At 50.2% G+C, this 23,994-nt stretch carries 18 protein-coding genes; 4 read left to right on the top strand and 14 right to left on the bottom strand.

Translation table 11 applies throughout. The annotated features are described in order from the left end of the window. Position 1: 1 nt before the first annotated feature. Positions 2–1,483, bottom strand: coding sequence for a xylulokinase (locus tag Q4526_RS14540; RefSeq protein ID WP_215977824.1), 1,482 nt, complete (start codon positions 1,481–1,483; stop codon positions 2–4). 391 nt (positions 1,484–1,874) lie between these two features. Here Q4526_RS14540 and Q4526_RS14545 point away from each other — a divergent pair, with 391 nt between their 5' ends. Next, complete coding sequence (locus Q4526_RS14545) at positions 1,875–2,144, top strand: hypothetical protein (protein ID WP_215977825.1); 270 nt, start codon at positions 1,875–1,877, stop codon at positions 2,142–2,144. Here the strand turns inward: Q4526_RS14545 and Q4526_RS14550 are convergent. The 9 genes from Q4526_RS14550 to Q4526_RS14590 all read right to left on the bottom strand — a co-directional run bounded on the left by Q4526_RS14550 (position 2,121) and on the right by Q4526_RS14590 (position 16,767). Further along, positions 2,121–5,339, bottom strand: coding sequence for a CBM35 domain-containing protein (locus Q4526_RS14550; protein WP_215977826.1), 3,219 nt, complete (start codon positions 5,337–5,339; stop codon positions 2,121–2,123). The two genes, Q4526_RS14545 and Q4526_RS14550, sit on opposite strands and share 24 nt — an antisense overlap. A gap of 355 nt (positions 5,340–5,694) precedes the next feature. Next, positions 5,695–6,426 (bottom strand): GntR family transcriptional regulator, encoded by a 732-nt coding sequence (locus Q4526_RS14555; protein ID WP_215977827.1) that lies wholly within the window; start codon positions 6,424–6,426, stop codon positions 5,695–5,697. 230 nt (positions 6,427–6,656) lie between these two features. Beyond that, positions 6,657–7,502, bottom strand: a complete 846-nt coding sequence (locus Q4526_RS14560; protein ID WP_215977828.1) for a fumarylacetoacetate hydrolase family protein — start codon at positions 7,500–7,502, stop codon at positions 6,657–6,659. 66 nt (positions 7,503–7,568) lie between these two features. Then, a complete protein-coding gene (locus tag Q4526_RS14565; RefSeq protein ID WP_215977829.1) occupies positions 7,569–8,345 on the bottom strand; it encodes an SDR family NAD(P)-dependent oxidoreductase in 777 nt (258 codons plus the stop codon). Positions 8,346–8,387: 42 nt separating this feature from the next. Beyond that, entirely contained in the window at positions 8,388–9,239 is an 852-nt protein-coding gene (locus Q4526_RS14570) for an amidohydrolase (RefSeq protein WP_215977830.1), read from the bottom strand. Positions 9,240–9,243: 4 nt separating this feature from the next. After that, on the bottom strand, positions 9,244–10,284 hold the full coding sequence (locus tag Q4526_RS14575; protein WP_215977831.1) for an aldo/keto reductase: 1,041 nt from the start codon (positions 10,282–10,284) through the stop codon (positions 9,244–9,246). 16 nt (positions 10,285–10,300) lie between these two features. Continuing rightward, a complete protein-coding gene (locus Q4526_RS14580) occupies positions 10,301–11,461 on the bottom strand; it encodes an alpha-hydroxy acid oxidase (protein WP_215977832.1) in 1,161 nt (386 codons plus the stop codon). Between the two features lie 18 nt (positions 11,462–11,479). Further along, positions 11,480–13,915, bottom strand: coding sequence for a sodium/solute symporter (locus Q4526_RS14585; protein ID WP_215977833.1), 2,436 nt, complete (start codon positions 13,913–13,915; stop codon positions 11,480–11,482). A 101-nt stretch (positions 13,916–14,016) separates the two neighbouring features. After that, positions 14,017–16,767, bottom strand: coding sequence for a TonB-dependent receptor (locus Q4526_RS14590; RefSeq protein WP_215977834.1), 2,751 nt, complete (start codon positions 16,765–16,767; stop codon positions 14,017–14,019). Between the two features lie 256 nt (positions 16,768–17,023). Here Q4526_RS14590 and Q4526_RS14595 point away from each other — a divergent pair, with 256 nt between their 5' ends. Then, positions 17,024–18,118 (top strand): mandelate racemase/muconate lactonizing enzyme family protein, encoded by a 1,095-nt coding sequence (locus tag Q4526_RS14595; RefSeq protein WP_215977835.1) that lies wholly within the window; start codon positions 17,024–17,026, stop codon positions 18,116–18,118. A gap of 66 nt (positions 18,119–18,184) precedes the next feature. Here Q4526_RS14595 and Q4526_RS14600 read toward each other — a convergent pair whose 3' ends face one another. Beyond that, positions 18,185–18,835 carry an SOS response-associated peptidase gene (locus tag Q4526_RS14600; protein WP_215977836.1) on the bottom strand — a complete coding sequence of 217 codons (651 nt, stop codon included), beginning with the start codon at positions 18,833–18,835 and terminating at the stop codon, positions 18,185–18,187. 66 nt (positions 18,836–18,901) lie between these two features. Between Q4526_RS14600 and Q4526_RS14605 the strand changes: the two genes are divergently transcribed. Together Q4526_RS14605 and Q4526_RS14610 are read left to right on the top strand one after the other, a co-directional pair. Continuing rightward, a complete protein-coding gene (locus Q4526_RS14605) occupies positions 18,902–19,330 on the top strand; it encodes a translesion error-prone DNA polymerase V autoproteolytic subunit (protein WP_336623029.1) in 429 nt (142 codons plus the stop codon). Continuing rightward, positions 19,293–20,567: a Y-family DNA polymerase gene (locus tag Q4526_RS14610; RefSeq protein ID WP_303609678.1), complete on the top strand. Its 1,275-nt coding sequence runs from the start codon at positions 19,293–19,295 to the stop codon at positions 20,565–20,567. Before Q4526_RS14605 ends, Q4526_RS14610 begins: the two co-directional genes overlap by 38 nt. On the opposite strand, the gene Q4526_RS14615 is transcribed toward Q4526_RS14610, so the two are convergent. From Q4526_RS14615 to Q4526_RS14625, 3 genes are all read right to left on the bottom strand, one after another. Continuing rightward, positions 20,564–22,252 carry a GGDEF domain-containing protein gene (locus tag Q4526_RS14615; protein WP_215977837.1) on the bottom strand — a complete coding sequence of 563 codons (1,689 nt, stop codon included), beginning with the start codon at positions 22,250–22,252 and terminating at the stop codon, positions 20,564–20,566. The two genes, Q4526_RS14610 and Q4526_RS14615, sit on opposite strands and share 4 nt — an antisense overlap. Positions 22,253–22,387: 135 nt before the next feature. Beyond that, positions 22,388–23,167 carry an ABC transporter substrate-binding protein gene (locus Q4526_RS14620; RefSeq protein WP_215977838.1) on the bottom strand — a complete coding sequence of 260 codons (780 nt, stop codon included), beginning with the start codon at positions 23,165–23,167 and terminating at the stop codon, positions 22,388–22,390. A 135-nt stretch (positions 23,168–23,302) separates the two neighbouring features. Further along, entirely contained in the window at positions 23,303–23,974 is a 672-nt protein-coding gene (locus tag Q4526_RS14625; protein ID WP_215977839.1) for a 2OG-Fe(II) oxygenase, read from the bottom strand. Between the last annotated feature and the right edge of the window lie 20 nt (positions 23,975–23,994).

Genomic DNA, 23,994 nt, shown 5'->3' on the forward strand with positions numbered 1-23,994 from the left:
ATTACGCCACGGGTAGTTGTTCCTGCCAGTGCTGGTATGCCGCTTGGTATTGCTCGGCCTGTGCGGCATCGGGCTCGATTACATCAATACACTTAAGGCCTGCAAACGCCTCATTGGCACTGGCGTAGTAAGCGCTACCCAAGGCCGCGCCGCGCGCCGCACCGGCCGCGCCATCGGTATCGTAAATCTCTATCGCCGCTTGGGTGGTGCTGGCAAAGGTGTGAGCAAACACACCGCTTAAAAACATATTGCCCTTGGCAACTTTAATCACCTCGCAGCTGCCACCAATGCTCTTCAACACATCGAAGCCTTGGTTTAGGGCAAACACAATGCCCTCTTGCGCCGCGCGCACCATATGGCCTAAGCCGTGACGGTTAAAATCGATATGGCGAATATGGGCGCCCAAATTCTGATTTTGAAAAATACGCTCGGCGCCATTGCCAAAGGGATGAAACACCAAACCTTCACTGCCAATAGGCACCTTAGCGGCCAGCTCATTAAGCAGTGGGTAGCTAACCTCGCCGCCGGTAGCGAGCATTTTCCGTAACCAGCTGTACAACCGGCCGGTGCCATTGACACACACCAGCACGCCGTTACGCCGCTGCGCTTCGCTATCGGTGACATGGACAAACGTATTCACCCGCGATTGCCGATCGGCAACGTTGTGCTCCGTCACCCCATAAATAACACCGGAGGTGCCGGCGGTAGCCGCCACTTCACCAGGCTCGCGCACATTCAAGCTAAATGCATTATTGGGTTGGTCGCCGGCGCGGTAACTGATTTTTACCCCAGATTTAAGCCCCAGCTGCGCTGCCACCGCATCGCTAACCACTCCTTGCTCGCCAATATTGGGGACCCGTGCGGGCAGTAACGCGGCGGGTATTTGCCAGTGATCCAGTAAGGTTTGTGCGGGCGCTCGCTCGCGGTAATCCCAAAAGGTGCCTTCCGATAAACCGGAGGCGGTAGTCGTCACCTGACCCGATAAACGCATGGCGATATAATCGCCGGGCAGCATCACCTTATCTATTCGGGTAAACAATTTGGGCTGATTTTCTTGTACCCAGCGCAATTTGGCCGCCGTAAAATTGCCCGGTGAATTGAGCAAGTGGCCAAAACAATAATCGTCACCAAGTTCCGTTAATGCGGCATCGCCGTATGGCACGGCTCGGCTGTCACACCAAATAATTGAGGGGCGCAATACCTGTTGCTGATCATCCACCAGCACCAGACCGTGCATTTGGTAGGAAATACCAATCGCCTCAATGTGTTTTAAATCAATGTCGGTAGTGGCGGCTATTTTTGCCAAACCCTGTTCCACACAGTGCCACCAGGTGTCGGGGTCCTGCTCGGCAAAGCCCGCTTGGGGGCTGCTGATCTCAAGTTCGGTATCGGGATATGCAACAGCGGCGAGGGTTCGCCCCGACTCGCCATCAAGTACCGCAAGTTTGGTGGATGAACTGCCTATATCGAGTCCGAGAAACATAGTGGCCTACCCGTTATTATCGTGCTGTACATCTAGCGGTGATCAGGTGGTAAATCTACCGCGCGAACGCCCTCATCTGCCCTATAGCCGCCAGACAAATAAGCCCAATGCTCGGCTGTTGGAGGCACTGATACCTGCCAACGACACACCGCAGATGACAACACTACTATTGCCTAACGAAGCCCCTGCGGGGCCCGCCAAGTACTGAATAAAAAGAGGCTTCGACAGGAGAGTCACAAGCCCAAAGTCTAGCGTACACAGAGGTTGCTAGCGAACGACAATTCAGAACAAGCTGGCGATACACACCAACCTTATAAAATCTCTACATACTAATCTGATATTTCAATATAGCAATATTAATATTTTATAGATAGAAAAGTCAAGCATAGGAATGTTTATTCAAATCCACCTCGCCTATCATCATATGCTGCGCACGAGCCACGAACGAACTTACAGCACTGGCAACAAACTTGAGACGGGTGATAGTTGCAAAGAGGTAAAAATCGGCATGGCTTGCCTGGCACTAAAACTGAACTCGGGAGAACAAGAGCGAATTGCGCTGTTAGCGACCGGAGCTGACATAAAAAAGGGCCTCACAAACGTGAAGCCCAAAGCCCATGTTACGAAAAAGGAAGTCTTATTTTACAACGATATAGTCTAAGTTCACCCACCCCGTATCTTCTGCATCCACCTGGAAGCGAAGTACGTTGCGACCGGCATTTAATATGAGCGCCTGCTGAACCGCAGCCCAACTGCTCCACTGCTCCGTTCCCTGGAACGTCGCTTGAGCTTGGTCGACCTCATTAACATAAAGGCTAAGCGTGCGATCACCAGAGGGACCATCGGGGCCCATCGCGTACTGAATATCCAAAAGGTACTCACCGGCCGTGGGAACATTAAGTACGATCTCAACTGAATCGCCAACATTAACCATATCACCGACAAAACCAAAGCCACTAAAACCTTCGTGATTATTATTGGCTACAGCCTGATTTAAGGTACCATCTTCTACTTCGATTTTTGGCGCTAACTGAATGTAATCGATATTAATATGGCCAGCGTCGTCTTCATCATATTGAAGCTTTAAGGTATTAGCCCCAGCTATTAAGGGAATTGCTGCATCCGCTTGTTGATTGCTCCAGATATTCCACTCCCCCGTACTTACAAAGTAGGTATGCGCTTGCTCTGTATCACCAACATAGATACTCATTGAGCGATCTCCTTCTGGGCCATATAGTCCCATCGCATAACGCGTATCAAGGATGTACTGTCCAGTGGATGCCACATTAACCGTAAACTGAACGGCGTCGCCAATATTTAAAATATCACCGACAAAGCCGGAACCCGAGTAACCCTCATGTCCAGTGTCAACTTTTGCCCCGCCCAACAACAGAGCGTCTTCTGCTTCTTGATGAAAACTCTGATTGACAAGTAACAGATAATCTATGTTGAGAGCGCCATCACCCGCGTCTTTTTTCAGTGTTAACGTGGCGCCTTTAGGCAGATCGATATAGATTGAATCCGAATCTTCATAGGAGCCAGAAAGGGAGCCCGTGGCTTCGAACGTAATCTCACCTTTGCGCTCATCATTGACATAAACACTGTAGGTTCCCGATTCAGTTGCGGCATACTTTAACTGTAATGCCGTAGCGTGAGGTACGTCGGAAAACTCAATTCCAGAACCATCGGCATGAATGTTTTCGATGGCTTGTCCCCCAGAGGCCTCTTCATCATTAAAAATAGACGCTCCGCCTAACAGTGTAGCTGACTCAGCCTCCAAAACATTGCCTGAGGCCGACGCTGTCAAACCCGGCACTTCAGGTGGTTCGGGGATACCGTCCAACAAATATAGATAATCTGATTCAAGCCCTGCATTGGCGATAATATTTAACGCCTCTTCTGGCCAATCTGCACTGGGATAAACATACATATCAGTAATTGATGAATCAGGAGCACCGGTTCGGTTGGAGCCAGATGTGGTGTAAATATTACTGTAGTGATTGGAGTGCTTGTCGCGCCAAGCATTTAGCTCGAAGTTATCTTGCCCTGGTACAATTTCAAATACCAAATCAGTGCCGGTGTACCACGCGGTGCCTTCATCTGGGTGATAAACACCCTGGAAGTGTGTCGTAGGGGCTTTAACATAGTTACCACTCGCCTCTGAGTTAGGCTGATTACCCAACGTGTAAAAGGCGCCACCGTCCTCCAATACAGTCATAACATTGTAAACACGATTGTTGTTAAACTTGTTATTTTGCGCAACTGTAGTTGGGTTATCAGGAGTCGTTTCTGGTGCGAAATTATTCCAACCCCACCCTAAGCTAACACCCGAATATTTGGTATTTTGAATTTGATTGTGCTCGATATGCAAACCATCGGTAAAAAAGGCAGTAATTGCGGCGTGCCCCCAGTAGATTCTAGTGGTATCGTATAGTAAATTATTGCGCACCAATATATTCTGAACAACACCTTCGTTATCACTGGAATACTTTTCGTGTTCACCACCGTCACCAATGTAAACATGCTGAGGGTGGGCGATATTAATACCCGATCCACCCACGTCGATAATGGCATTACCTATTATCTGGCTGTCAATTACATCATTGGTAAAGTTAATACCCTCGTTACCAATATGCTTAATAGTGCCATTTTCGATACTGATAGAACCCGCGTGATTAACGTTAATAGCGCCGCGCATAACATCGTAAGCGGTGTATTTATCATTGTGCCAGTTACCATCACTGTATGCCGTTTTCCAGGTGGCGGCCTGCACTGTCGATTTTCCGGACGACCCAGCCACTTCAGGTAAAACCGCTTCAGTATAAGCAAAAGTGATTCCACTAAAGATTATATTTTCAGCTCGGCTTTCTTTCGACTCCCCCTTTATATTAAGCAGCTCACTCGCCAGCGGTGCCCACACCTCGGCGCTGGCCATATCAATATTTTCGCTATAGTAGTAAAGCGTATTATCAGACTGATCAAAATAAAATTCATTGGGTTCATCTAAAAATTCATAGGCATTCAGTAATACATGCCTACCATTTGTATTAAAAGCCCCCCAGTTTTGATTCATAGCGATTGATGCGTAAGGCTGTGATAATTTCATTACGCGATTAGAATCTTCAACCAGCGTTTCACGCACTGTGACAAAATTAGTGTTCCACTTGGTTTGATTCATAATTTCAAGATCAGCAGGACGGCTAATCTCTGGAACATCAGACACGCTATACGTCACACCATCTGGGTGAGAACCACTAATACGCGCCCAGTCAGCTTGCCCCTCAGTAATGGTATAAGTACCCCAACTCCCCGTGCTGGTTGCACTTTGGCTCGCCATATACGCCCGCTCACCATTTACGATCAATGTACGCAACTTAGAAGAGTGCTCTAATGTGGCTTTATAAATATTTCCATCGTGCTGACTCCACCCAGTGACTTGGGTGGCTCCATTGAGTACGGGCTTTTCACCTTCGTAGGCTTGATAAATTACTCGGTAACCATTGCGCCCAGAATCAACTGACTGCAGTTCGAGTGGCTGTGTTAGCGGATAGTGACCACCGCGTAGATAAACATAGATATCTTCTTCCATGTCGGCGTTAACCGCACGTACCGCATCGCGGGCGGCTTGTAAGGTTTGTAACGGTTGCTCTAATGTACCGGCATTTGTATCGTCACCCGTGGGAGACACATAGAACTCATTCATCACCACGGGGGTTGCTGGATCAGGATCAGGGACTGAACTTTGACTAGAGTCAGAATCCGAGCCACACGCAGTCATTAAGGCTGCCGCAAAAAAGCTTGCAGCCAACCCTGTAAACCTGACATGAAACAAATGGCAATCAAAAATTTTTATCATATGGCACTCCGAATCATTATATTTATAGTTTTTCTCACCCTTACCGCGAGTAAGATTTTATATACCGAAACTGATATTTCAATATGCAACCGATAATATCTTATAAAATCTATGAGTCAAGGGAACCCTGCGCCATAAATGAGGAGGAATGCGCCTTTTTTTGCAGCGTTGCTTAGCTCAAAAAACTCACGTTGACATCCATAAACAAGGCCATTTATTCAGCCTAATGGGATTATGGGATTATGGGATTATGGGATTATGGGATTATGGGAAATTTTATTTGGTGTTGGCCAAATGGCGGAAGCCATTCGGCGACAAGAAAGGGGAAATAAGGTAGTGTTTTAAACGTGTGCGTTTAAAACATTCTTAAATGCCGGTGCATAGCCTCTTTAAAGTGCACCGTCAGAGCATTTACCGCGGCATCTTCATCGCGCCGGGCACAGGCTTCTAATATTTCGATATGTTCGCCTAAGGTTTGCTTAACCAGGGGTGGGGTAAAAAAGTGCTCCAGCTGAATTAACTTGATGTAGTATTTCAGCTTAGTGGCTGTCACTTCGACAAATTCGTTGCGCAAGCTAGCAATTAGGGCGCCGTGAAAACGCTGCTCGTTTTGCTCGATCAGGGCTAACACCTCTTCGGTGACGCCTTTTTCGTCCACCAGCTTAATAAGCTCTTTGTGCTCGTCAATCAAAGTCTGGATCAGCTTATCGTCACCAAACTGGGCAAAGTTGCGCGCCGCAGCGGTTTCGATAATGGTTCTGAATTGGTAGGTATCGCGTAGGAATTCTAAATCGGGCTTGCGAAACTGAATACCCGAGCGCGGGTGAATGGTCAGCATATTTTCGCCTTCCAGCACCTTTAATGCATCGCGCAGTGGCTGCATGGGGATGTTCATGAGCTTGGACAGCTCGCTCTGGGACATAAAAGCGCCGGGCGTGAGCTTTTTCTCAAATACCCACTGTAGGATTTTATTGTAAGCAGCCTGACTTAATGAGCTGGTTTTCTCATCGGCCACCTCGGTAACTGCCCCATTTTTACCTACAACGGTCTCTTTACGCTTTCTTGCCACTTTTTGTGCCGCTCCCATGATTCTTGCCTCGATCGTTCACTGCCATACGCATTTATAACATTGCGACAGCAGTAGGGTTAAAGTTTATCATATCGCGAGCGGCAACTGATATTTTAAGGCACCTGTGAAAATACAGCATCGACTTGCACTAGCAAAGATACCCAGGTTAAGCCTGCCTGCATTATGCGCATGGCTTCGCTTAACACTCATCACCAGTGCCCTTTAGCGGACACTGGTGATTAAGAGGCTTACTGGTAATCGACAAATGTTTGGCTTTGCTGCCCTAAGCCTTCGATTCCCAACTCTACTTTATCGCCATGCTTTAAATACACTGGCGGCTTTTGACCCAGTCCCACGCCAGGTGGTGTACCGGTTGAGATAACATCGCCGGGCTGCAAGCTCATAAACTGACTTAAGTAGCTAACAATGGCGGCTGGTTTAAACACCATGGTGTTGGTATTGCCGTTTTGGTAGCGATGGCCGTTTACCTCTAGCCACATTGACAAGTTGGTAGGGTCACCCACTTCATCTTTGGTAACCAGCCATGGGCCTATCGGGCCGAAGGTGTCGCAGCCTTTGCCTTTATCCCACTGTACGCCGCGCTCCAACTGAAACTCGCGCTCGGACACGTCGTTACACACACAGTAACCGGCAATATAGTCGTCGGCGTCAGCCTCAGAAATATAGCGAGCCTCACGGCCAATCACGATCGCCAGCTCCACTTCCCAGTCGGTTTTGCTGCTGTTTTTAGGGATAGTAATATCGTCGTTAGGCCCGGTGATAGAACTGGTGGCCTTGGTGAACATCTCGGGCTCCGATGGAACTTGGGCACCCGACTCTGCTGCGTGATCAGCGTAGTTTAGGCCGATGCATAGGAACTTACCCACATCGCCCACACAGGGGCCCAAACGCTCCGATGCGCTAACCTCAGGTAAGGTAGACAGATCGAGCGCGGCAATTTTACTCAGAGACTCGGGTGAAATATCGGCGCCACTGATGTCGCCGACCACACCGGCCAAACTGCGAATGGTGCCTTGGGCATCAACAATGCCTGGCTTTTCTTGGCCTTTGGGGCCGTAGCGTAATAATTTCATAAAAACTGCCTTTCTATCTAAGTGTATGTGTTCTAAGTGTGTCGGTTAAAATTTTGCTCTAGCCGTTTAGCTATTGAGGGTGATAAAACCACCATCAATCGGAAAATTAGACCCGGTAATAAATGCGGCTTCTTCCGAGCACAAATACGCCACTAAGCCGGCGACTTCCTCCGGCTGGGCCATGCGCCCAATGGGTTGCGACTTGGAAAGCTTTTCAAACATTTCTTCGCCGTTGTCTGGGTAATTTTTGGCGATAAAATTGTCCACAAATGGGGTGTGCACACGACCGGGAGAAATACAGTTACACCGAATACCATCGTTAAGATAATCTTTTGCCACCGACAAGGTCATGCTGAGCACCGCGCCTTTGGACATTGAATAGGCAAAGCGGTCGGCCAAGCCCACCGAAGAGGCGATAGAAGCCATATTGATAATAATGCCCGAGCCCTGCGCCTTCATCGATGCAATTACGCCCAAGGTGGTGTTGTAGAGGCCTTTAACATTAACCGCGTACAATCGGTCTAAATCTTCTTCACGGGTGTTTTCGATATTGCCCACATGGGCAATGCCGGCGTTGTTAATCAGGATATTAATTGGGTATTTTTGCGTTATCTCACCCAGCACCTGCGCCACTTGCTGCGAGTTGGCCACATCACAGGCGTAGACTTCGCACTCAGCGCCTAACGCTTGCACTTGCTCGGCGGTGGCGGCGGCGGACTCTTGCGTTAAATCGAGAATAATGACCCGCGCACCGTCTTGCGCCATTCGCAGACAAATACTTTGACCGATGCCGCTACCGCCACCGGTCACTAAAACTGTTTTACCTGTTAATTTTTTACTCATATCAATTTACCTTAAACTCTGGACATCTATATTCACTGCGCGTTAAAGGCTGTAAAACTGTTGCGCGCTACGGCCCCACACCCACGCTTGATCATCGACACTTAAGCTCGACAAATAAGAGCGGGAATCTCTTACCCAAGAGTCATAATGCCCCGCCAAACGAATAACCGGCCAGTCGCTACCCCACATAACCCGCTTGGGGCCAAAGCATTGCAAGACATGGTCAATGGCGGGCACCACTGAGGAAAACCTCGGCTGCGAACCGGCCTCATTCAGTAGCCCCGAGAGCTTGCAATAAACATTGCTGCACTTGGCCACCGCAGCCAAGTCACGCTGCCACTGAGTTAAATCGGTTTGCGTTAAATCGGGTTTAGCCGCGTGATCAATCACGATTTTTAACTCGGGGTAACGCTCGGCCAAAATTTTTACATTGGGTAAGTGGACCGGTGTAATTAACGCATCGAAGCAAAGCCCAAGCTCTGTTAACACTTTATAGTGGCAATCTAATTCAGGCAGAAGCATCCAATCCACATTATCAATGGCCTGCAGCATGGGACGAATGCCTTTAAACTTGGGCCGCTTCGACAAGTCGAGTAAACGTTGTTTGGCAGATACCTGCTCAAGCGCAACCCAACCGACCACGCCGGCCACAAATGGAGTTGCATCGGCAATGGACAACATAAAATCGGTTTCGGAATCGGTTTCGGCGGCTTGCACCAAAACGGTCTGATCAATGCCATTGCGCGACAGAGTATCGCGTAGTTGTTCGGGCATAAAGTCAGCATAGATTGCGCCCAAATCGGGCGTTAACCAAGTGTAATCGCCGCGCGATCGCCGCCAAAAATGCTGGTGGCTATCGATACAAAACAACGACTCATACTCGCTTTTCATCATTCCCCTACTCCGCCACTTTAGCGCTGGGCAATGGCGCCGCCTTGTCGATCAGGCCCTGGGTTTGCAATGCCTGCCAAAACTCGCTGGGAATGGTTTGCTTAAATAACTCTATGGTTTGCTCAATACGGCGCACACTACCCAGCCCCGGTATCACCGATACTACGCTTGGGTGGGCCAGTGGAAATTGCAAAGCCGCTGCCGCCAAGGTGACGTTAAACTCCTGACACGTCGCTTCAATGCGTGCCACTTTCTCAATAATGTCCGGTGTGGCCGGCATATAGTTATACATAGGCTTGCTGACATTATTGACGCCGGTGGCCAAAATACCGGAGTTGTACGGGCCGCCCACTACAACGGAGGTATTGCTTTGTTCGCACTTAGGCAAAAGCGTGGCGAGCGAGGCTTGTTCGAGCAGGGTGTAGCGCCCGGCCAATAAAAAGCAATCCCAGTTACCATGCTCCAGCGCCGCTTCACACACTTCGCTTTCGTTAACCCCAAGGCCAATGGCTTTCACCAGCCCTTGCGAGCGCAACTCATCCAGCGCTTTATAGCCGCCCGTCATGGCCGTTTTAAACAGCTCATCGTTGGCATCGCCGTGGGTCATGCGGCCGATATCGTGTATATAAAGAATATCGATACGATCAAGCCCCAAGCGCATAATGCTGTCTTCATAGGAGCGCATTACACCGTCGTAGCTATAGTCGTAAGAAAAATCAAACGGCATGGGCGAGACAAACCCGTGGCGCTCGGCGCGGTAACCGGCCGGTTTTAACAGTCGGCCAACTTTGCTCGACAACACGTAATCGCGCCCTTGCAGATGGCGTAAAGCGTCCCCGGTGCGCCTCTCGCTTAATCCTTGGCCATAGTGAGGCGCGGTATCGAAATGGCGAAACCCCAGCTGCCAGGCAGCGGCCAGCGTGTCGGCCGCCTCGGTATCGGAGACTGGCTGATACAAGTTGCCTAAAGGCGCACAGCCAAAGCCCAGCTCATCCACTTGTAAACCGGTATTGGCGATTTCGCGTTTGGGGATGACGGTGTTATTCATAACCTAAAAAGTCTCGTTAGTGAGCGTCATTTGACACTAAAAATCGGGGCAATTGATCAACTCGCTCGCAGCCCAGCTGATTCATAATTTGTTCCATCTGTTTGTGCAAACAGTTAATCGTGTGCACGCCACCCTTTTTACCCAGCGCGCCTAAACCGTAAACAAATGGCCGCCCAAGAAACGTAAATTCAGCGCCGCAAGCCAGCGCCGAGGCGATATTGGTGCCGGAACGCAGGCCACTGTCCATCAGGATTTTAATTTGATCGCCGTATTTTTTAGCGACACGCTGCAAAGGCTCCACCGGGGATTCGCCGGCATCCAGTTGACGCCCACCGTGATTGGACATAATCACACCATCGGCACCGATTTGAATGGCGGCCTCGACATCGCGCTCGTTAATTAACCCTTTTATCACCAGCGGGCCTTGCCAGGCATCACGGATGGGTTTGAGACCGTCGATATCCACTCGCCCCATAACGGTTTTATTCATAAACTCCGCCAGTTGATCCACCGGCATGCCTTTGGGCATATAGGGTTTGAGGGTTTGCATTTCGGGCTTGCCGGCTAAGGCGGTTTCGATAAACCAGTTGGGGCACGACAACATTTGCATAATATTGCGCAGGGTCATTTTGGGTGGCATGGACAAACCGTTTTTAATATCGCGCGGGCGATAGCCAAAAGTTTGAACATCAACGGTAACCACCAACACTTTATAACCCGCACTGCTAACACGTTGCAGTAAGTCTTTGCGAATAGCATCATCGGTGGGATTGTAAAACTGGTACCAGGCATTGCCCTCAGAAATTTCAGCAATACGCTCCAGCCCACTGGACGAAACAGTACTGAGAATATACGGAATATTTTTCGCAAGTGCGGCTGCAGCGAGAATTTCCGGTGCTTTGGGCCACATAAGCCCCTGCAAACCAATCGGGGCAATACCAAACGGTGAGGCATAGGTATGACCAAAAAGCTCAACACTTAAATCGCAGCCGGCATAGGGCTTAAGCAATTCACTGCGTAACTGCACCGACTCAATGCCGTCGCGGTTGCGCTGCAAGCCCAACTCATCCATGCAGCCGCCTTCTAAATAATCAAAAGCAAACTTAGGAATACGTTTTTTAGCTTTCGCTCTAAGGTCGTTAACCGTGGGGTAACGATTGTCGATAAAATTATTCACACGTGGCCCTGCCATTCATTAAGGGTTGTACTCTGACCGGTAATCACCGTACAAACGCATGGTGCCCCAGTGCTTTAACCAGGTGCGCTTATCGCGCTCGCCCGACCACCAGTTTTCGTGATGGAAGCCGCCCCAGTTTTCTTGTTTGGGTTTATCCAAATCACCCACGGCAAGGTTTAACCCCATTTCGGTGACTGGCATTTCAGCTGACCAGAACACCCCCGGCGCTATCTCTAGGGTTGGGTTAGGCTTAATGCGCCACTCCAGTGTGTAGCCAGATAAATCCGGTTTAATACGCACCTTCGCCTGCATGGCGCCGGATAGAATCCACGCCTGATATGTGTCCCAGGCCGATTTGAGCGAGCGCTCTTCCCCCTCCAGCAAACCGCCCTTTTGCAGTCCGCCCAAGCGTGACTTGTGGGTACTGACTACCATTTGCCAGCTGTGGCCATTACCTTTATTGAGTTCGCCGTCTTGCTCACCGGCTTTGTTTTCAGCATTAATAAGCACCTCTACCCCATCACCAAACCAGGGGAAACCTTCGCGAGTCAGCTCGTGCGCGCGCGGATTTTCATCGGGCAGCCAGCGTTCGGTGTCGATGCCATACAGAACATCATCGGTAATATCAAAAGCAAAGTAGAGGTATTCAGTATCGTGTTTAATATAAACATGACCCGATAAATCGGCTTTATCGTGCACTGGCGAGAACTGTGGCACCCAAGCATCGATGCCGTCAAGCTTGGTAGCATCGCGATATTCTTCAGGGTTCACCCAGCCATCAAAGTTTGGCGATTCACCACGGTATACCGACACCTGTGGCTTAGTCGTCTCAGTTGCTTGCGCCGATATCGGCGCCGCGGATGACTCACCATCACCCGAGGCCAGATACTGGAAACCGCCGTACAGTGAAACCATTACCAGCGCCAACACACCCCAGGCGATCCAAATGGGTTTGGAATTTGAGCCATTTTGCGTCGCCATTTGCTTAAAGGTTGGCAACCACTGCTCATCGGGTGAGGGCTTAGTCAACAGTGACAGAACAACGGTAAGTGCCACCGAAATTACAAATAAAATAAAAGTAGTGGTGAGAAAGTGCGGCCACGCCTCAAACAATCCAAAGGTTTTTTCGTTAACACTGAAAAAACCCACGGTTACACAAAGTACGCAAGACAGGGCAAAACCATAGGTCGCACCGATGGCAGTCACCCGGCGCCAGAACAAGCCCACCAAAAACAACGTACTTAAGGGGGGAGCCAAAAAGGCAATCAAACTTTGTAGCAGCTCGAATAAGTTGGCCGAAACGCTGCCCATAGCAACAGCCCAGAAAAAGGCCAATACACTGGCGGCCAACGTAACCATTTGCCCGACAAAGCGAATTTCTTTATTAGAGACCTCTTTACCCTTGTGAATAACAGGCTGATAAAAATCTAAGGTAAAGATCGTGCTGAACGAGTTAAGCCCGGAATCCAGAGTACTAATAAGCGCGGCAATCAGTACCGCAATCATCAGGCCACGAAAGCCAATGGGCATATATTCACTCACCATAGCAATAAAGGCTTGGTCAGAATTGGCAACACTTGGGTTCAAGCAAAAAAAGATAATACCTGGCAAAATAAAGATAAAAGGCGGTAGGATTTTCAGCGCTGCGGCTAAAAACACACCTTTTTGCGCGGTGGGTAAATCCTTGGCGGCAAACACACGCTGCACAATAGTCTGGTCCGTACACCAAAACCAAACGGCCATCACCGGAAAGCCCAACAGGAAGGAATACCAGGGCACATCGGGAGAATCCGGGTCAATCAAAGTCCAGTATGAGGCCGGGGTTTTTTCGATCAAAACACCGACACCACCCAGCTCATAGAGCCCGATCAGTGTTAACGCTGCCATACCAACAATCATCAGTATGGTCTGAAAGGCATCCGTTACAATAACGGCCGCTAAGCCACCGACCACTGTAAAACTGGTCGCGATGACTAATAAAAACAATATGGAAAGTGTCAGATCCCAACCCATAAATTGGGTAAACAATAAACCACCGACGTATAACCCTCCCCCAAGCCACACCACGACAATGGTGCAGAGCGAGTAGATCGTCAGTAAGCGATACATGGTATCGCCAAATCGGCGTTTAATAATTTGCGGTATTGTCGGTACGTTCAACCCCAAGTAATACGGGGAGAACACCATGGCCAATAATAATAAAAAGATCCAGGCCATCCATTCGAAATTCGCCACCAGCATACCCGAACCATAGGCAGCACCAAAACTTGCGACCAGGAACGACGGGCCAATATTAGTACCCCAGATGGACATGCCGATACTGGCAAACCCCACACTTTTGTCGCCAAGAAAAAGGCTGGCGCCTTTCTTTTGCTTTGAGGCTACGAACAAACCGACTGCCATAATGGCAATCACATAGAACGCGATAACGAAGTAATCAATCGAATGGAGCACAGAGTATTTATCCTGTTATTCAATATTCAGGTAAGAACCCACACGACCGGAAAACACATACCAGTGGTGTGGGCTCATTGCTCTAAACTACCCTGTAAAGGTTAGAAAGAAGCGCGTACACCTACTACTGCAGTTCTTGGCCGTGTGACGTAATCACGGAAATTACTGCTGTCGTTGATGTAGTTGCGAGCATCTTCCTCGGTTACGTTGCTGATATCCAGCGTCAGCTGCACATTTTCCATTACATTATAAGACAGGTTAATGTCTAACTGGCCAGAGCCTTCCGCGAAAGCGGGCTGGTTAGCGCGATCGAAACCACCGCCCAAGGCCTGGAAGTAATCATCGCGGTAGATATAGGCCATACGCGCCGAGAAAGCTTCAATCTCATAGTAACCAATGGCGTTGAAGTTATGTTTAGACGAACCTGGGAAACCATTATCCAACAATGGGTTGTTGTCTGGATTCTCAAACTTCGAATCGACATAGGTGTAGTTTGCTTGAATACCAAAGTCGCCAAAGGGGATATTGGTGCCCAGCTCGAAACCTTTCACATCACCTTTCGCGACATTAATGGGCTGAGTGGTATCAAACAATTGATCGTAGCCATCGATAGTGACGTCGGTACGCGCTTCGCGCAATACAAAGTTAGACACATCTTTATAGAATACACTGGCAAAGACGGCACCGCCCGAGTCTAAGTAGTACTCGAAGGTGGTATCGAACGACCAAGCCGTGTAAGGCTCCAGGTCAGGATTACCAATCTCGGCGGTTGAATTAATGGTGGAGTCGTAACCGGGATCATTCACATCTTGAATGTTAACCGAACCGTTCACTTTTAGGTCCGTGTACTCGGGCTGAGACATGGTTTTGGCCACACCCACACGCCACTGCAAACTCTCGGACACTTCCAGCATAAAGTTAGCGCTTGGCAACACTTGGAAGTCATCGCTGTCGGTTTCGGTATCAATATAGCCCAGCTCTTCAACAATCGCGTTTAATGGATTGACAATGCGCGTTGTCTGAAAGCCTTTCACATTGCGATCGGTACTGACCGTGCGAACACCGGCATTGGCGGTATAGCGACGATCACCAATTTCACCTTCTAAATCAGCCTGCACATAGAAAGCCAGAGTCTCTTCTTCAACCAAGAATGAGTTGGCTTTATCGAGTGGCAAACCGGTGCTGTCATCAATGGCAAAGAATGCATCATTAATAGTCGATGCACTGGCTCGCTCATTGAAAATTTCAGGATAAACTGCTGCTTGCGCGTCGTAATCGGTCACCAAGAACTGGTTAAAACCAATATCGTGACCAGGGAACAACTCTTCGGTTAACGAGCCATCAAATGAGGCGGCACCCAGATCGGCATCATCCCAAAGCAGGGTAAAACGGCCGGTTTCACGCACATCAATTTCAGTGTTGGCGTGGCGCACACCGGCTTTAATGTTAAGGCCTTCGTTGACCTCCAGGTCAAAGTCCATACGGAACGCCAACTGCTCGTTATTACCGCGGCGATCACGACCAAAAAAACCAACACTCAGGTAAGAGTCAACATCGTTAACTTCTTCACCGTAGGTAAACGATGGCACATCGCCCGTACCGTCATAGCGGAAATCAGCCGGATCCAGCCCATAGGCACCCATAATACCCAGACGCAGGTCTTGCTCAAACTCAACTTTTGAGTAAGAAACATCTGCACTCACGGTAAAGGCGGTATCTTCACCGTATACAGTATTAAAGCCAATAACCGAGTTTTCCGATAAGTTATCAAACAACAGATCAAAGTTTTCTATTTTAAAGTCACCACCGGGGTTGGTGACGCCAGAGCCATCAATCTGTTGTACAAAATTGTTTTCAATACTAATAGCATCTTCATCAAACACACCGTTGTAATCAAAGAACAAATCGACGGTGGGTCGCTGCGAGTAAACATTGTAGGTTGAGTTATAACCATCTACCCCGAATTTTAAATCGTCGGTGGCTTGCCACTCGATACCGTAAGAGAATGATTCGCGCTCTTTTTCACCGCGAATGGCGTTCATGGTAATACGGCTGTGGGAGATAACATCTTCTTCTGTGCGATCAGCAATACCGTCGCCGTTGGTATCAATTTGAATGTCTCGCTCTTGCGCGCGAGTGTAGGCTTCGTCTACTGCGTAATCAGAATCGGAAAGCACCACTGACAAATAGCCCGCCACAGTATTATCGGCATTGCGCAAACCCAGCACGCCAGAGAACTTAGGTGACCACTCTTCGGTTAAGCTATCGTTAACACCCGAAATCGAAACAACACCACCGACAACATCACTGTTCTTATAAAGGCCTTCAGCACTCAGTGGCTTTAACGTTTTCAGCTCTACCGAACCGCCAATACCGCCTTCAATGGTTTCCGCCGTGGGCATTTTACGCACCACCACACCACTGACAATTTCCGCGGGAATAACATCGAGGTTGAACTGACGAATATTGCCAATACCTTCGTCACCGTGTGACAGAGGTGTGCGGCCATTCACGCTAGTATTGACAAACAGCGGGCCCATGCCACGAATGGAGGCGCGATCACCCCCAATGCCGTTGTCATTACGTTGAATTTGCACGCCGGGGATCCGACCAATGGCTGCGCCAATATTATCATCGGTAAATTTACCCAGATCTTCAGAAGTCACAACATCCACCACGCCTGTGGCGTCGCGCTTAACATCCTGAGCGGCTTGAATACTTTGACGAATACCCATTACCACCACTTCTTCTAATGCCTCGCCGCTCGACTCTTGCGCCTGGGCATCGACAAAACCTGCACTGATGAGCATTGGAACAATGGCACAAAGGTGTTTTTTCTTAAACTTAGTCATTTTCGGACCCTTCCTACAATTATTAGAAAAATTTTAGAAGTTGTATATTTGGCTACTAGCTCAAGCTGAAAACTATATTACACTCATCACTGCATATTTCAATACTACGATATGATATTTTACATAAAGATTTTAAAATATTTATATTGACCAATAATATCACCAATGCTTAAATAGTTTCATAGCCCCCTGACGGCACCACAGCGCTGCAGTCCCCCGCTCACTGCAACGCACTATTGATGTAAACGGATCAACTATGACTGCAACCATAGAAAATATAAGAATTCATTGTTTTGATTACCCGCGCGACCGCGTTATCGGTGATTCTCAGTTCGCCTCGACCCACGTTTGGGCCGGCACCCTGGAGCTGATTGATAGTTCAGGCAATATAGGGTTGGGCTTTTTCCAATCACTGCACACGCCCCTACCCGAGGCCCGCGAAATCAAGGCACTGGTAGAACGCCTGCGCTTACCCAGCATGCTGAACCGCCCGCCAGAGGCCTTAATTCACAAAGTGTCGCGCCCGCGTGGCGGCAACATCTTCCCACTGCCCCATTCCTTAGATCAGGCCATTGATCAAGCCCTGTGGGATTTGGCCGCCAAACACGCCAACCTGCCGCTGTATCAATTTCTCGGCGGCAGCAGCAATAAGGTCAAAAGCTACGGCAGCGGCGTGTGCTTTCATATGAGTGATAACGAGGTATCTGACTTTTATACCGGCGCGGTTAAGCACGGTTTCGATGCCTATAAGGTTAAGGTGGGCTTTGATACGGTGGAGCAAGATCTGGATCGCTTGGCGCTGGTGCGCGATGCGGTAGGCAGCCAGACACGACTGATGATCGATGCCAATGAGGCCTGGTCAGCGAAAGAGGCTATTCGCCGCATTCGCCGTTATGAAGAGGCGGGCTTCCCGATCTACTGGGTGGAAGACCCTATTTTGCGCCACGATATTCCCGGCTTAATCGAGGTTAAGCAAGCGCTGACCGACAGCCACTTAAATGTCGGCGAGTACTTAGACCTTAGCGGCAAACGCAACTTGGTTGATCATAACGCGGGCGACATTATCAATATTCACGGTGATATCTCGGCCGCTTTGAACATCGGCTGGCTGTGCGCAGAACACGGCGTGCCTATTTCGCTGGGCAACACGCCGATGGAGCTGGGCGCTCATATTGCCTCGGCTCTGCCCGAGGTGGTTTACACCGAGCACTCTATGCTCAACATGGACCGTATTGTCGAGCAGCCACTCGCCGTCGAACAAGGTTACATTGTGCTGACAGACAAGCCCGGCCACGGCTTTGCCCTGTCAGCCAGTGCGCAGCAGGATCTCTGTGCCTCAGCAGCCGGTTAAGCTTTTCCCCTCTGGCGAATGGGCAAATAGCCAGAGGGGCTTTCTCCCCGACGCCTAGTTTCTTCTCTAGCCATTCGGCACATAGTGAACTGGCTCTTTATGCCGGGCATTGTTTACGCTTCTATCAATTCTACGCGCAGTCAGCGGCGAGCTTACCCCGTATAAATCGTTTACCAGTGCCTGCGGGTTTTGGCGATGATCCAGCCACTGCAGCATTTGCTCGTTATTCAAACTCAGCGGCATTCGATTGTGGATGGGCTCGAATTCAGCGCTGGCCGGCTGGGTGATGATCGAGCAACTCCACACCTGCTCTTGCCAACACTCCCACACCGCCGCTAAACGCAACACATCCTCCTCACCGGTGATGTAGTACGGCTGTTTACCGGCGGGGGTTTTCTGCCACTCGACAAACCCCGCAGCGGGCACAATACCTCGCCGATACTGGCTGGGGCCCTTGTAGGCACGACTGGTCAAGAGCGTTTCTATACGCGCATTAAACATAGCGAATTTCTGGTTGGGCGGCTCGGGGGACCAAGCGGGGTGTAGCCACCAACGCATCGGGGCCAGGTCAACGCCGCCCTCATGGGTGAATATCACCGGAACCGGCTCGGTGGGCGCCAGATTGTGGTGAGTGGGCAACTGGTAATGCTCCAAACCGACCAGCTTGAGCACGTCAGTCGCGCCCGACGTCTGATCCACAAATATTCGACCGCACATGTAAAACCTCTTGACGCTCTCTGAGTCTTTGCCACTATACTGTATATATTTACAGTATTGGACAATATGAAAATGATACCCGTTAGCGAACCCTTAAGCCACCTACCACTTAACCTATTCACCCATCGGGTGCGGGCAGGCTTCCCCAGCCCCGCGGATGATTACATTGAGCAGCCTCTGGATTTAAATGAACATTTAATACGCCACCCAGCTGCCACCTACTACGCCCGTGCCCAAGGAGACTCTATGTTACAACTGGGCATTTACGATGGCGACCTCTTGGTGGTAGACCGTTCGCTGGAGCCTAGCCACGGCGATGTGGTGATTGCGGCACTCAATGGCGAGCTAACCTGCAAGGTACTGGACAAACGCTATGGGCGCCTACTGTCCGGCAACGATGATTTCCCCCCCATTGCCTGCACCGGCGATAACGAGCTGGTGATAGAGGGGGTGGTGATTGCATCCATTAGGTATCACCGTGTTTGCTCTGGTTGATTGCAACGCTTTCTACGCCAGTTGCGAGCAGGTGTTCCGCCCCGATCTGCGCGGTCACCCAGTGGTGGTGTTGAGCAATAATGACGGCTTTATAGTTGCCCGCAGCAAAGAGGCCAAAGCTCTGGGCATACCGGATTTAGAACCGGTCTGGAAGGTTGAGCATTTGCTGCGCCAGCATAAGATAACGGTATTTAGCAGCAACTATCCCCTGTACGGCGATTTATCCAGCCGGGTGGTGACTACTTTGCGCCACCATGCGGCCGAGCTGGAGGTGTACAGCATCGATGAGGTGTTTGTGCGCCCTTGGGCGGCCGATGGCGATCTAAAGGCGCTGGGGCATACCATGAAAACCGCTATTTGGCGCGATGTGCGCATTCCGGTGGGTGTGGGCATGGCCAGTAGTAAGACTCTGGCTAAATTGGCCAATCGAGCTGCTAAGAAAATACCGGCGTTAGAACACGTTTGTGTCGTGAGCAACGATTTACAGCGGCAGTGGCTGCTGCAACGGGCGGATATCGAAGATATTTGGGGGGTGGGCCGCCGCTTAGGTAAGCAGCTGCGGCATTTGGGCATTCACAATGCGTGGGCGCTATCCAGAGTCAATGTAAAATGGCTGCGCCAACGGTTTTCGGTTTGTCTGGAGCGAACCATTGAAGAGCTCAACGGCATTAGCTGCTTGACCTTGGATGAAGTCCCGCCGGCAAAAAAACAAATTTACTGCACCCGATCTTTTGGGGCAAAAGCCACGACATTAGCACCAGTTTTACAGGCCACAGCACTCTATGCCACCCGCGCCGCAGAAAAACTGCGCCGCCAACAGCACTTGGTCAAAACACTCCACGTGTTTTTACAAACCTCCCCGTTTGATCAGCACCACTACGCCCGCAGCTGCACACTACAATTACCTTACCCCACTGACGATACTCGCTTAATTGTCGCGGCGGCGCAGCGCGGTGCAGCGCATTTGTTTAAGGAGGGTTATCAGTTTTTAAAATCCGGCGTGGGGCTGGTGGACATTGTTGATAAAACTTACCTGCAGGCGGATATGTTCACTCCGGCCCAGCCGGCAAAAGCCAACGCCTTAATGCAGGTCATGGACAGTATTAACACCAAGTACGGCAGTAGCACCGTACACACCGCAGCGGAAGGCGTGCGTAAAAAATGGGCCATGCGCCAGAGTTACCGCTCGCCGAGCTACACCACCTGCTGGCAAGACTTACCTAAGATCAGCTGTTAATCAATCACGACTTTGTTACGGCCATTACCTTTGGCGCGATACAAAGCGATATCAGCATGATGCAGCAGGGTGTCGATACTTTCCCCGGGCAAGCCCCAGTGAGCACCAACACTAAGCGTTAAAGGGGTGCCCGTACGCACGCTTTCTTCGGCAACCATCGCTCGGATTCGCTCGGCCGCTTGCATCACGACCGCGTGCTCACAGGGGCCCATCACGACGACAAATTCATCGCCGCCCCAACGCCCTACTTGATCATAGGGCCGAATAGAGGCGCGCAACCAAAGCGCCACACGGCGCAGAATCTCGTCGCCAAACTGATGGCCGTGCTCATCATTGATGCTTTTAAAGTGATCGACATCAATCCACAGAATGCCGAAGTTCACTTGTTCGCGCTCGGCGCGCACGATCATTTCATTTAAAATATCATCCAGACCGCGCCGGTTTTTTAAATCCGTTAATGGATCGGTGCGTGCTTGCCTATGCAGCTGCTCGGTGCGGTGTTCCACCCGCGCTTCCAACTCTTCGGTATTGCGCCGTACGCGATCAGTCATTTTCTCGAAATGATCGGCCAAACGACCAATTTCATTATCTGGCTTGGGTAAATACGGCAAGTCATAGTTGCCCTCCCGCACCCGATGCACTGCCGCTTCCAGACTTACCACGGGTTTGAGTACGCGCGAGCGAATAACCCAGTGAAATACCGTCAATGTAACTATCAGTGTTGCCAGAAATACCAACCCCAACGGCCAAAAATAACTTTTAGGTACCAGCACGCTCAAATCTAACAGGGTGATTTCAAACCAACCAATAGAGGGCAGATAAGCCACGCCCACCAGATGCTTTTTGCCATCGATCACCACAAAGCCACTTTCCACTGAACCCGGTGCATCGCCACGCTTTTTTAACAGCGCCAGCATTCCCAACATTTTTTGTTTGTCTTGAGAGTGCTCGAATAAAAGATCCACGGTTTTCTTTTGCCCTTCGGGTTTGATAATACTGGCAAAATCGATGTAGTTACGGTCACGATACAACTGAATTGCGCCGTTATAATCGGCAAACAGAGTGGTAATGCCTTCTTGACCAATATCGACGATATCTTGCAAGAAAGCGTCCAGATTCAAGCCGGTGCCCACCATGGCCACCACCTCACCCGCCTCTGAGCGCACCAGCACATCAATCCACAGCTTGGTAACACCGAGCTGAGTATCTGGGTTGACGTTAAGGTGAAAATCTCGCCCCTCTTCTACCAATTGAAAAAACCAGGCGTCGTCGCCGGAGGCGGGGTCTAAAATATAGCGAAATTGATCATCGGCGTAATCATTTTGCGCATTGTTAAAGTAGTAATGACGATTTTCGGTCAGGGCAATAAAATAGCTTTTAGCGCCAAAACCGGCGCGGAAGTTCTCGAGCTCGCGAATGGCCTGGGTTTTAAGATCTGAGTTATCAGGCTCAAGAGCCCACTGTTTAAGCACAGGAGTACGAGCCAGCTGTTTAGCCAAGCCAATTTCTCGCTCCAGTGAGCTGAGCAGGCGTGCGCTGTCGTAGCGCACCTGTATTTCAGTGACCTGCCGCCCCCAGCGCTCAATGATGGACTGACTAAGGGTTTGGTAGGCCCACCAAGAGGCGCCACCGGCACAAAGAATTAAAGCAGTGGCCAACCCCAAAAAGCGTGTATTTAAGCTCAAGGACGCACTCCTGTAGCATTATGTGAACTTACGTGCCATTACAGCAAAGTGCGGCCGCCCCGTCTACGCTTAATCTTGCTCGGTCTAAAAAACACACCGTATTATGGCTCTCTCAAAACCCTATCCCACCCTATGTTATAGGGGGCTGGGAAGGGCCGGTCGACCGGCAGCGTTCATAATCTCGGCATAGCGCCCTGTTTGGCGCAGGTGCTTGAGCCCTTTATCCAGAGCATCACTCAAAACAACAGAGCGAGGCGAAGAGGCATCAAAAGCAATAAAAATATCACTGCGATAGAAACTGCGGCCTTTGATAAAGGCGGCTGGGTCTAACTCCAAGGCATCTAGGTTAAAAGCAAACACCTCATCAAACATCAAGACCAAATCGAAGCGCTGCGCCTCAAGCATCAATAACAAGCTTTTTTGTGTGGGTACGGCCTGGATCTTAAACCGATGTTTGTGTCTTTCGAAGACATCGCCGTATTCAAATCCGAGAATGACGCCAATTTTTGTACCATTGGGTATATCGGCAATTTGGGTATAAGGGTGCACATTGTCGGCACGATAAATAAAAGAAACACCGGCGTGTAACAGCGGTTCGGTACCAAAATGGAAGCGAGCCTCGGTGTTGGCCTGTCGGGTGACATTCCAGCAGGCGTCCACCTGCCCCTGCTCTACCATGCGCAAGGCACGGGCGTAGGGAGCCGCATGGATTAACAGCTGGTACCTTTGAGTCGCAAAGGCCTCGGCGGCGATTTGATGCGACAACCCCCGCCCTTGCGGGCCAGAAAAGGGGAGCCAGCTGTCCTCAGCGGCAATACGCACCATTCGGTTGACGCCCTGGGCCCAGCTGGGCTGGCCGCCCAGTAATACGAGAGCCAACACCATGACTACCCAAGGGTTTAACTGCTTTGCCATAACCGTGAAATACTCGCCTCTAGACGCGTTGATGAGTATGGTCAAATACCACGCTTACCACCAGTTTATAACACGACGGGAAAGAAGCCAGTTCAGTGCGTAATTTCCAAGTCTCAGTAGGCAAACTCTGATTTCTTAGCGCGGCGGGTCAATACGTGTCGCGGTGCTGGTATTGGTGCGAAACCAGCCGGCAATAGCATATCGATCGCGTTGAGCCGGTAGCACCTGGTGGGGAAAATCTTCGCTCAAAAACACCACCAATGTGCCTCGCTGCGGGCGCACTTTCACCCCGGTTGCATCCTCTTGGTTGGCGTAGAGCACCAGCTCACCGCCATCGTTATCGCCCCACTCGGGGTTTAGATAGGCCACCACGGATAACACCCGGTTGCGCTCGCCTTTAAAGGCATCCAGGTGGCGCGCGTAGTAGGCGCCGGGGGCATAGTGGGAATAATGGCTTTCAAACGAGAACAAACCCAGCAGTAACTGGCGATTGAGGATAAGGCGCAGCTGATCTGTCCATTGGCACCACAGGGCGCCCGGTGGAGTATCTCCGGTTATCCAGACAATTTCGTCACTGCGAATTCTCTGCTCATGGACAAAGTCACTCTGCCGCCCAATACCGGCCGCGACAAACTCGGTCTCATCGAGGTTACTCACCTGCTGTAATAATTGCCGGGTTAAGGGTTCAGGCAAGGCCTCGGGTAAAATACTGTAACCGCGTTCGCGTATATCACAGGCCACCTTGGCAAACAAAGCGGCACTTTGCTCGCTGGTTTGACCGATATCGGTGGCAAAACTGGTGTTCATGGCAGTGCCTCAGGCGGGCC

The organism is Gilvimarinus sp. 2_MG-2023, from assembly GCF_030547685.1.
Lineage (GTDB): Bacteria > Pseudomonadota > Gammaproteobacteria > Pseudomonadales > Cellvibrionaceae > Gilvimarinus.